We start from the raw sequence: 449 nt of genomic DNA, 5'->3' as shown, positions 1-449 counted from the left end.
ATCTGAGGGCCATCCACCAAAGGCTTTTTGAGCAGTTTGGGCCGGTATGGCAGGCGGGCGGGCATGACCTCAAAGCCGGCGCTGTAAGTGGTGGTGCCACTGCCAGCTTCCTCAGCCACGGCCTGCGGCTGGCTGCCCTGATGCGAGACGGTGAGCAAATGATACTTGATGTTGTAGTCGTCGTTTGGGTGGTCCGTGAGCGCAAACTGATGCCCCGCCATCAAGTGAATGGCATTGGTGGCGCCATGGCCAGTGGTTGCTTCTACACGTGCTGCCTCCAGCCGGTGTTTTGTGAACGGCTTGCCGACACCATCGGCCTTGTAGCGCCCCGGATACTCATAGAGTGCATAGTCTCCGGCAGAGCCGTTGTCCTCACCGCGCTGATGGGCGTGTTGCTGGTTGTAAGGCGGGTTCTTAAAGGAATAATCGCGCTGCATGAAGCTGGTGGC

At 59.0% G+C, this 449-nt stretch carries 1 protein-coding gene; it reads right to left on the bottom strand.

What is annotated here, in order from left to right:
- Window positions 1-449, bottom strand: a 449-nt coding sequence (locus PPL9_RS04095) for a contractile injection system protein, VgrG/Pvc8 family (RefSeq protein ID WP_280139016.1), incomplete at both ends; no start/stop codon positions are given.

Origin of the sequence: Pseudovibrio sp. POLY-S9, assembly GCF_001431305.1 — a bacterium.
Classification (GTDB): domain Bacteria; phylum Pseudomonadota; class Alphaproteobacteria; order Rhizobiales; family Stappiaceae; genus Pseudovibrio.
This window is presented reverse-complemented; position numbering and strand designations above follow the sequence as displayed.